9 protein-coding genes and 1 riboswitch are annotated in these 10108 nt (G+C 48.1%); all 9 genes read left to right on the top strand.

Annotation, left to right across the window (positions count from 1 at the left end; translation table 11 throughout):
• Window positions 1-461 precede the first annotated feature (461 nt).
• Window positions 462-2264 carry a DUF2207 domain-containing protein gene (locus B3N33_RS11340; RefSeq protein ID WP_292593409.1) on the top strand — a complete coding sequence of 601 codons (1803 nt, stop codon included), beginning with the start codon at window positions 462-464 and terminating at the stop codon, window positions 2262-2264.
• Between the two features lie 148 nt (window positions 2265-2412).
• Window positions 2413-2579: riboswitch (Lysine riboswitch) on the top strand.
• Between the two features lie 79 nt (window positions 2580-2658).
• Complete coding sequence (locus B3N33_RS11335; protein ID WP_292593408.1) at window positions 2659-3624, top strand: aspartate-semialdehyde dehydrogenase; 966 nt, start codon at window positions 2659-2661, stop codon at window positions 3622-3624.
• 1 nt (window position 3625) lies between these two features.
• Window positions 3626-4339, top strand: coding sequence for a diaminopimelate epimerase (dapF, locus tag B3N33_RS11330; protein ID WP_292593407.1), 714 nt, complete (start codon window positions 3626-3628; stop codon window positions 4337-4339).
• On the top strand, window positions 4309-5190 hold the full coding sequence (gene dapA, locus B3N33_RS11325; RefSeq protein WP_292589616.1) for a 4-hydroxy-tetrahydrodipicolinate synthase: 882 nt from the start codon (window positions 4309-4311) through the stop codon (window positions 5188-5190). Before dapF ends, dapA begins: the two co-directional genes overlap by 31 nt.
• The gene (locus B3N33_RS11320) at window positions 5187-5837 is read left to right on the top strand and encodes a 4-hydroxy-tetrahydrodipicolinate reductase (protein WP_214061391.1); all 651 of its coding nucleotides are present in this window, start codon (window positions 5187-5189) and stop codon (window positions 5835-5837) included. Before dapA ends, B3N33_RS11320 begins: the two co-directional genes overlap by 4 nt.
• Window positions 5819-6526 carry a 2,3,4,5-tetrahydropyridine-2,6-dicarboxylate N-acetyltransferase gene (gene dapD / locus B3N33_RS11315; protein ID WP_292589614.1) on the top strand — a complete coding sequence of 236 codons (708 nt, stop codon included), beginning with the start codon at window positions 5819-5821 and terminating at the stop codon, window positions 6524-6526. The genes B3N33_RS11320 and dapD overlap by 19 nt, the downstream gene beginning before the upstream one ends.
• Window positions 6527-7732, top strand: a complete 1206-nt coding sequence (locus tag B3N33_RS11310) for an aspartate kinase (RefSeq protein WP_292593406.1) — start codon at window positions 6527-6529, stop codon at window positions 7730-7732.
• A gap of 10 nt (window positions 7733-7742) precedes the next feature.
• Window positions 7743-8840 (top strand): aspartate aminotransferase family protein, encoded by a 1098-nt coding sequence (locus tag B3N33_RS11305; RefSeq protein WP_292593405.1) that lies wholly within the window; start codon window positions 7743-7745, stop codon window positions 8838-8840.
• A 1-nt stretch (window position 8841) separates the two neighbouring features.
• The gene (gene lysA, locus B3N33_RS11300) at window positions 8842-9969 is read left to right on the top strand and encodes a diaminopimelate decarboxylase (protein ID WP_292589609.1); all 1128 of its coding nucleotides are present in this window, start codon (window positions 8842-8844) and stop codon (window positions 9967-9969) included.
• The last annotated feature ends 139 nt before the right edge of the window (window positions 9970-10108 follow it).

Raw genomic sequence — 10108 nt, 5'->3', positions numbered from 1 at the left:
AAAGTCGTTTCGGACGAACAGCCGTTCGCCCCTACAAAAGAATTGTCTAATCGTTTGACATTGTCATCCCGTAGAGCCTGCCCATAAATCCTCTCACTTTGTTATCCCATGATGTGCCTGCACGGGATCTGGTTTTGAGAACGATCCAAGGATCGAGATCCTGGCCAAGAAGCACGAGGATGACGAAGTGAGCTGGTTCTGATAAACTGGATTTTGTCATTCTTTGCGTGATAGGGGTTCTAGCTCTTTGATCTTGACCAACCACCAACCACGTACGACCAACAACCGCTCTTAGCCCAGCCTTGCACCCCCGGACGCTTTTCCGGGCCTGGGCTCTTTACAGCGTACAGCGGGTCTCCGTTCTTAAGCGATCAGCGGCTCTTTGCTTGCGTCAAGACTGGCTCATTCCATTTTTTCTAGGTACGATAGTGTAAAATGCAATAAGGGGGAGGTGGCAGTAAGTGAAGAAGATAGTCGTCAGAGTCATTGCTGGAATTGTTCTGGGACTGATTACCTGGGGAGTAGCAGTGTTCATCTTCAGCGATGGAATTGGAGAGTCTTTCTCAGCAATAACGTCGGTAGAGAAAGTAAATGTCTTGATGGAGATTGATCAGAACGGCCTGCTTACGGTAACGGAGACCATAGACTACGTGTTCAACAAAGCTTATAGAGGAGTGTATAGGGAGCTTCCTGCAGACAGAGCCGGAAGTCTGTATAGCTCAATCGAGGTAACAGCTGTTGGCAAAGAGATCAAGTATATTGAGCCTATGGGCAGCGAGTCGTCACGATCAGTTAGGGTATGGTTCGTTCCTTACAATTCTTCGAGCGTTACCCCAGTCAAGGGAGAAGAGAGAGTAAGCGTCACTTACAAATACACTATTCGAAGAGCCGTGGAGATAGGCACTGACATTGCCCAGATTTTCAGAAAGGTATGGGGTGAAGATACAGCAAGCTGGGTAGGAGAGATTACCGCGAAGATTGTGTTTCCTCAGAATCTAGATATTCTTGACTTCTTCACGCATCCGCCTGTCGAAGTCAATCGTAGTGGAAATACTTTCGAGCTGAAAGCAACGAATATACCACCAATGACGTATGTCGAGTTTAGGGCAGTCATTTCAAAGGAACAAGCAAACGCAATGAATATGAGGAATATAGCTCTTGGTGGAGCATTTGATAGGAAATTCATCGATGAAGCAGAAAGGGAAGTTAGTCTAGTTGTCCTCTTTGGAAAGTGGATAATCCCGATTGCAATCGGCTTGCTCACTCCGTTCGTCCTTATTAGGACTCATAGAAAGCATGGGAAGGAAATAGATATCGGCTACTTCGCCGAGTATGAGAGAGAGCTTCCGACGGGCGATGCTCCAGACGTAATCAACGCTGCCGTCAAGAACTTAGCCGGGTTTGTCGACGACGACGGAATTGGCTCTACAATTATGGAGCTGTACAGAAAGGAATACATCGATTTTCAGAAGGGAGACAAGGTAGAGGGAATTGTAATAAAGAGTCGAGACGACACAAAACTAAGACCGACCGAAGCGGCCTTCCTGAAATTCATTGATAAATACGACAAGGATGATGTTTTTAACTTCAACGATGTTAAAAAAGAAGTGACGAAGAAGCAGTCCAAGGCGCGTGTTTTCACAAGCGAATTCTCGAAATACAAGAGCAAGGTCAACGATACGGTACGTAAAATGCATCTTATAGATTTGAAGGGCAAGTCAATAGTAAACGGATACTCATTTCTGATGCTCGTTGTATGTGTGCTCCTTCTTGTTTTCTATTCAAAACCTGACCTTGCCCCCATGCGTCTCTTTTCGCTCGCATTCTACGGAGTGATCTGGACGGTTAGCTGGGTCATCATATTCCTGCCGAAAGACGTTTTCGGAAGATGGACAAAAGAGGGAAGGCTCTTCTATCTCAGATGGCTTGGTCTGAAGAAGTATTTAGAAGACTACTCCCTCCTGAATGAGAAACCACCCGAGTCAATAATCCTCTGGGAGGAGTATCTGGTGTACGCAACCGCACTCGGCATAGCGGATACCGTAAGGAAGAATCTGAACAAGATCGTGCCTGAGGATGTCTGGAGAGAACAGAGCAGACATCCATACATGTACTATCCCGTTACAGCATATGCCGTGAGCTCTTTCACAGGAGTAACAAGGGCCGCCTCTTCTGCTTCAAGCAGTGGTTCCGGCGGAGGCGGTGGATTCAGCGGCGGTGGCTCTGGCGGTGGAGGCGGTGGAGGCGGAACCGGAGGCTTCTAGCAGCCCGAATATCGTCAGCGCTCCTCGGCTACAGTCAGCTGGTGCCGGATGAGGTTCAGTAGCGAAGTTCAATTGAGATGATCAGTTAACCTTATGTTTTCAAAGGGCGAGTTGGTGTCGAGAACACCGTGATATAATCAATCGGAAGTTACCCAACGGAGGAGCACCCAAGATCAGTAGACGTTCATCAGGGGATTGGAACGGATCGAAAGGCGAGGGTGCCGAAGAAGGCGGAAGCCCCAGCGACCGACTTCTGGGCATACAGGAAAGACCTGTATGACTGTCACGAAGATTGCGTGGAGAGCCGGTGGGTTTGGAATAAGACATTATTTCAAACCATTGAAGTGTTCCCGTTTTCTTCGGGAGCACTTTTTCTTTTTCAGGAGGTGGTTAAGTGCGACTCGCTATAGTAGGCGCTACCGGGGAAGTGGGCCGAATGATGTTGAAGAAACTTGAGGAGGAGGGATTGGCTTCGGCAATGATCGACCTCTTCGCTTCCAGACGCAGCGCCGGAAAGAATCTAGATTTTGCAGGTGCGAGACTTGAGGTCAAAGAGCTTCGCGAAGATTCATTTGACAAAGGATATGATTACGCTCTGTTTTCGGCTGGGGCATCCGTTTCGAAAAGCTTCGCTCCCATTGCCTCAAGAAAGGGAACAGTCGTAATAGACAATTCTTCGGCCTTCAGGGCAAATCAAGAGATTCCGCTTGTTGTACCCGAGATCAATGGGCATCTTATCGAAGGTTACAGGGGAATCATCGCCAATCCAAACTGCTCAACCATTCAGATGGTTATTTCGCTAAGCGGGGTTTATAAGAACTACGGAATTAGGACTATTGTTGTATCCACATATCAGGCGGTTTCGGGGGCGGGGAATAAGGGAATCGCAGAGTTGGAGGATCAGGAACGAGGAGACGTCACTCCTTCTGTGTTTGTGAGACAGATACACAGAAATGTTGTGCCGGTGATCGGCGATCTGCTCGATTCCCGGTTTTCTTCAGAAGAGATGAAGATGGTTAATGAAACGAGAAAGATCTTCGGAGACGATTCGATTTCCGTTTGGCCTACAACGGTGAGGGTACCAGTTATTCATGGCCATTCTGAATCAGTTTTCTGCGAGACTGTCAGATCATTTTCACTTACAGAACTCCGCGAGACTATCGAGTGTTCTGATCATGTAGTTTACTCCGAGGAGCATATCACTCCACTCGAAATAGCGGGCTCCGATCTCGTCCATGTTTCGAGACTCAGAAGCTTCGACAGCAATCGTTTCCTACTCTGGAACGTGGCGGACAACATCCGGGTAGGAGCCGCTACGAATGCCATTAGGATTCTGAAAACCCACATAGGAGGCGCTTGACATGAAAGGGGCATATTACTCGGCAACAGGAAACAACTTTCTCGTAGTCGATTCGAGAAACATAAGTTTAAGTGAAGAGGAAAAGCGTCTGCTCGTTCTCAAGTATGTTGGTGAGAGCGATGGTGCGATCTTCGTGGAAAGCGGCTTCATGGATTACTTCAACCGTGACGGTCTTAGAGCCGCCTTTTGTGGAAATGGAGCAAGAACCTATGTTCATTTCATTCACGAGAAAGAAAACTCTGGGTCAGTTGAATTCTCGTCACATGCAGGGGTCATTTCAGGGCTGGTGGAAAACGTGGTCTCAGTGAAGATGCCCCCACCCCGCTTTCTTGGTTCCTTTGAAGAGGAGAAGTATCGCGGGGAGATATTAGTTGTGGGCGTTCCTCATCTCGTAATGGAAGGCAGCACAGAAGCCATTGATTGGGGTGCTCTTCTTCCACTCAGACATCTGTATGATGCAAATGTCAACATATATAGCGTTATCGAGGCCGGAAATCTAAGAGTTCGCACTTTTGAACGAGGTGTCGAAAGAGAGACGGGTGCCTGCGGAAGCGGGGCTACTTCAGTTGCGTGGGTATACTCGAGAAAGACAGGCCATAACAAGGTCGCTTTGCAGGCCAACGGAGGACTTCTCACTGTAACCTTCAGAGACGGTGCCGCATATCTGGGAGGAGGTGTAGAGAAATGTTCAGAGGAACTGGAACTGCAGTTATAACGCCCTTTAAGAACGGTAACGTAGATTACGAGGCCTTCAGAAGATTTCTTCAATTCCAAATGGAAAACGAGGTAGATGCGCTTGTAGTACTTGGCACAACTGGTGAATCTCCGACGATAGGTGATTCCGAACGCTCTCAGCTGATAAAGATAGCGGTGCAGGAAGCGAATGGGCTTATACCTGTTATCGTAGGAACCGGAACGAATTCGACTAAGAAGAGTATCGAAATGTCGATGAAGGCGTTCGACGATGGTGCCGATGGTGTGCTCGTTGTTGTTCCCTACTACAACAAGCCCACTCAGGAAGGTCTTTACAGGCATTACGGAGAGATCGCCACGCGCGTGCAGGGGCCGATAATCATCTACAACGTTCCCGGAAGAACCGGAGCCAACATGCTTCCAGATACTATCTTGAGGTGCCTCGAGTTCGCTAATATAGTTGGAGTAAAGGAAGCAAGCGGAGATCAGTATCAGGTGGATTATCTTATCTCAAGTCTCAAGGAAAGGGAGTCCACGTTCAAAGTTTTGTCGGGAAATGACGATCAGGCCTTTCACCTCTGTTGCAGCGGTGGAGACGGTGTAATATCGGTAATCTCCAACATCGCGCCCTGGAAGACTTCAACGATGATTCGTTCCATTCTGCTTGAAGACCTAAAGACTGCCAGAGACTTACATCTCGAGCTACTTCCGATCATGAAGGCATTGTTTGTGGAGTCGAACCCCATACCCGTCAAATACGCGCTAAGCCTAATGGGTTATTGCGCAAACGAACTTCGCCTTCCTCTCACTGAGTTGTCCGACACGAATCGAAAGGTTGTGGAACGTGCCATGAAAGAGAGTGGTGTGCTGTGAGATATGGACTAATCGGCTCTTCTGGAAGAATGGGAAAGGAGATCATTGAAACTTTCAAAGGACATGACCTCGTTCTTGAGGTTAGTGACACTGGTATATTCAGGCACGGGGAACCCGAAATCATAATAGATTTTTCGAATCGCGAAGCTTTGAAGACCGCAATTGAGATGGCTTATCAATTCGGTGCCGGAATCGTTACAGGAACGACTGCTCTAAACCAGTCAGACATTGCCGATCTTAGAAGGCTCGCAGAAAAGGTCCCGGTAGTTCAGAGTTTCAATTTCTCCACCGGTATAAACCTACTGAGAATGATCTTGAAAGAGTATTCATCTCTGCTGGAGGAATTCGAAGCAGAGATAATTGAAGTCCATCACAGCGCGAAGAAAGACGCTCCTTCCGGCACCGCTATCATGCTTAAGGAATCCGTAGGGAGGGATCTGCCTATCCATTCTGTACGGACGGGAGGCATCCCCGGAGACCACAGAGTGTTTTTTGCCAACGAGGGAGAGGTTATAGAGATAAGCCACAGGGTCATCTCTCGCAAAGTCTTCGCGATAGGTGCACTGAAGGCCGCAATGTTCTGCGCTGAGAGGGAAAACGGTTTCTACTCCTATGAGGAGGTTGTCAGATGGATGCAGAAACGATAATAAAAATGATAAGAGACTCCAAGAAGAAGACGCCTTCCGTTTGCTATCTTTGCGGTGATCTCGAAGGTTTCAGATCTGGAAACACCTCGTTCATTGGAGGAAGGGATTTTGGCATAATCTTTGGCGACCTGAAAGAGATAAGAGAAATACTTGAAACGAACTCCGAAAAGATAACCTCTCACTATCTCGAGGTGAGGGCAAGAAACTCCGCTCTTCCACTGGCTGAACTCGAAAATTATCGTGCAAGGATAGAACCAGGTGCAATAATCCGAGAAACGGTCGAGATCGGAGACAACGCAGTGATAATGATGGGAGCCGTAATTAACATTGGAGCTGTCATCGGCCGTGAAACAATGATAGACATGAACGTAGTTGTCGGAGGTCGTGCGATAATCGGTGCCAACTGTCATATAGGAGCCGGTGCCGTAATTGCCGGAGTTGTCGAGCCACCAAGCGCTACGCCTGTAATCATAGAAGATAACGTACTGGTCGGAGCAAATGCGGTCGTTCTCGAAGGCATAAGGATAGGAGAGCACTCGGTGATTGCAGCGGGAGCGGTTGTGACGAAAGATGTACCCCCGCGTTCGGTTGCGGCCGGGATGCCGGCGCGGGTGATAAAGCAGTTCGACGAGAAAACTGCGAGTAAAACGAGCCTCGTCAAAGAGCTGCGCGAGATTCGGGAGAGCTAGATGATTGTCCAGAAGTATGGAGGCTCTTCTGTCGCCAATGCAGAGAGAATAATGAACGTTGCAACAAGAATAAAGAAACGAGTAGATGACGGCGAAAAGATGATCGTTGTTGTTTCGGCTATGGGAAAGACAACCAATGATCTGATTTCCATAGCCGAAAGCCTGACTCCTGTCCCTGATGAGAGGGAGCTTGCAATGCTTCTTGCGACAGGAGAACAGGTTTCGGCGGCGCTTCTTTCTATAGCTCTTCTTAGTATGGGTGTCCGTTCGATCTCGCACAACGCAATGCAGCTTGATATAAGCACCGTTGGAGATTTCAGCAACGCAAGAATCGCAGATCTTAACCTCGAAAAGATGTATGCAGAACTTGAGAACTATGATGTGATAGTCGTTACAGGTTTTCAAGGTGTCGATCGCGATGGGAATCTTACTACCCTCGGGCGGGGAGGATCGGATACTTCTGCTGTCGCGATTGCTGCAAAGGCTGGGGTCTCATGTGAGATATTCAGCGATGTCGCCGGAGTCTACACCTGCGATCCCAAGGTTCACAAAGATGCGAGAAAGCTCCAATTCATTACATATGACGAAATGCTGGAAATGGCGGCTCTAGGGGCAAGAGTCCTTCACTCGAGATCGGTGGAGATAGCAAAGAAGTACAACGTTGAGATCCTTTGCCTGTCGTCATTCAACGAAGAAGGAGGGACCAGAGTAGTGAGCAGGCTTCCCGAATGGCTGGAACAGCCTGTCGTAACGGGTGCTACGATAGACACAAACCAGCTGAAGNNGAAGATAACTATAAACAAATTGCCCGGAAATACGGATGTTGTCAGCAAGATCTTTCAGGCCGTTGCAGGTTCGAATTTCAACGTTGACATGATATCTATTGTGAATGACAACGAACATATACACCTTGCATTTACTGTTCTCTCGGCCAGTCCGGCGGCGATAAAGAGGACTATAGAAAACGTTCTTGTGGATATCGACAACTGGGAACTCGCAATAGATGAGGATGTTGCGAAGATATCAACGGTTGGCGTTGGCATGAAATCGAGCGCAGGGGTAGCCGCCCGTTTCTTCCTTGCACTCCAGAAGGCTGGAGTCAGAATAATCGGGACTACTACGTCTGAAATAAAGATCTCCGTTCTCGTACCGAAATTACAGGCAAGCACAGCCTTGAAGGCGCTGCTTGACGAGTTCGAATTGTGAGCTGAGTACAATGCTTTCAAAAGTATACTCACCATTTCCTCTCGAGATAAGGAGTGCACACGGAATAAGAATAAATACTGACAAGGGTGAATTCATCGACACATTTTCAGGAATAGGAGTACTTGCTTTCGGTCATACGGATGAAGCAACGATTGAAGCAGTCTCTAGGAAGATGGCAAGGTACTCTCACACATCAAACTACTTTCTCGACGATGATGCCGAAAGGCTTAGCGAAAGTCTCCTGAAATTTGTTAATTCCAGCGGCGAGGTGTATTTTTCAAACTCCGGCACCGAGGCCACAGAAGCTGCGATCAAAGCCGTTAGGAAGTTGAAAAAGGGGAAACTGATTTCCTTTGAAGGCAACTTTCATGGGCGAACCATCGGTGCTCTCTCTTTGACACATAGTGAAATACTGCGAAGGCCTTTCGAACCGCTTCTTCCCGACGTCCTCTTTCTTCCCAAAAAAGCGGAGGCATTTGCTGAATCGGTCAAGGAAAATGAAATCGCCGCCGTTTTTGTAGAATCGATTCAGGGAAACAGCGGAGTGTACTTGTATCCTTCCGAACTGATCGAAACGATTGAGGTACTCAGGAAGGAAAAGGGCTTTCTGGTGGTCGCCGACGAGATTCAGGCGGGCCTTTGCAGAACAGGCGAATACTTTGGTTATCAGAATTACGGATTGGAACCGGATATTGTAATACTTGGAAAAGCTGTCGGAGGCGGTCTGCCTCTTGGCGCCGCGGTCTTCAGAAAGCTATCACCGTTTTCTCTCGGGGATCACGGCTCAACATTTGCTCCGAACCCTCTCAGTCTTGCAGCAGGGCTCTCTGTTCTGTCTAGAATGAATTCGGCCCTTCTCGAAAGTGTTAGAATAAATGGAGCGCGTCTTATGCAAAACCTCAAGAGTCTTCCTTGGGCAAGGGATGTTCGAGGTAAGGGGCTCATGATAGGAGTCACGGCCGAAAACCCCAACGGGGTGAAAAGCATGGCCTTTGAAAGAAATGTCTTGCTCAATGTAACTGGAGGGAGCATAAGGTTTTTGCCAGCGCTTAATATCAGGTCTGAAGAGATTGATGAGATAACGGAAAGGCTGAATTTTGGAGGTTGAGATGATTGATTTTCAGAAGCTTGCTGGTGAATTCGGTACGCCGCTATATGTCTACGATGCAGAGAAGATAAGAAAGAGAATAGACAAAGCAAAGAGGGTTTTCGAGGGGCTGGATGCAGAGATAGTCTTTGCGTTGAAGGCAAACAGCAATCCCGCTCTTCTAAAGATAATGGCAGAAGAAGGCATTGGTGCGGATGTTGTTTCAAGAGGTGAGCTCCTCGCATCGAAAATGGCCGGCATGAAGCGAATTCTCTGGAATGGTAACGGAAAGACCCATGGAGATATTGTGCATTTCACAAATCAGGGTGTTGACACTGTCTCCATCGACTCGCTGCAGGAACTGCCTCTTTGGGATGGGATAGATGTCGTGAAGCTTCTAAGAGTCAATCCGGATGTTGACGCGCACACCCACCCACATATCTCGACAGGACTCAAAGCCCACAAATTTGGAGTTCCAATCGAAAAGGTCGAGACGGTGGCCGACAGGATCGATGGCCTACATCTTCACATTGGATCTCAAATCACCGAAGTAGAACCATTTGTTGACGCCTATTCCAAAGTTCTCGAATGTGCTAAGCAATTCGGCTTCAAGCACATCGATCTCGGCGGCGGCTGGGGTATTAACTATGAAGGCAAAGAGCTTGATATAGAAAAGTTGCAGGCGGCCGTCTCGGGAATGTTTTCTGACTTCAATGGAAAACTGATTTCAGAGCTGGGTAGATTCATCATCGGTCCGGCAGGATACCTCGTGACTTCGGTTGTGAGTGTTAAACCCTCGGAAAAAATCTTTATCGTTACCGATGCAGGGATGAATGCACTGATAAGACCTGCCTTATATGATGCTCATCACGGAGTTATAGTCCTCTCCGGCACCAAGAAGACGGCAACTGCCGACGTTGTCGGTCCTCTTTGCGAAAGCGGCGACATACTTGCAAGAGGCCGGAAGCTCGAAGTACCTATACCAGGTACGGCAATCGTATTCGAAAACGCCGGTGCCTACGGCTTTTCCATGGCAAACAACTACAATGGGATGCCGCTGCCCGCAGAAGTACTCGTCGATGGTGATTATGTCAAACTTATCCGCAGACGCCAAAGTATAGAAGAACTCTTCACAAACGTGAAGCTGTGAAGAACCGTTCTTCGTGAGCCTTACAAGGGCAATAACATCTGACGTCCGACGAGCTCAATTGAGAAAAAGCACTGTCGAGACGTTTGCTACGCTCACGGAGAAGGCGAGAGAAAAGCGAGTCACTGCTGAAATTAGACGC

Source organism: Mesotoga sp. UBA5825 (assembly GCF_002432955.1).
Taxonomy (GTDB): domain Bacteria; phylum Thermotogota; class Thermotogae; order Petrotogales; family Kosmotogaceae; genus Mesotoga.
Note: the sequence above shows the minus strand (reverse complement) of the source record. Positions and strands in the feature narration are given on the sequence as shown.

What these genes read in the sequence shown, in the direction of transcription:
- dapA (WP_292589616.1), top strand. Translation starts at nt 4,309, where the DNA reads ATGTTCAGAGGAACTGGAACTGCAGTTATAACGCCCTTTAAGAACGGT.
- lysA (WP_292589609.1), top strand. Translation starts at nt 8,842, where the DNA reads ATGATTGATTTTCAGAAGCTTGCTGGTGAATTCGGTACGCCGCTATAT.
- B3N33_RS11305 (WP_292593405.1), top strand. Translation starts at nt 7,743, where the DNA reads ATGCTTTCAAAAGTATACTCACCATTTCCTCTCGAGATAAGGAGTGCA.
- dapD (WP_292589614.1), top strand. Translation starts at nt 5,819, where the DNA reads ATGGATGCAGAAACGATAATAAAAATGATAAGAGACTCCAAGAAGAAG.
- dapF (WP_292593407.1), top strand. Translation starts at nt 3,626, where the DNA reads ATGAAAGGGGCATATTACTCGGCAACAGGAAACAACTTTCTCGTAGTC.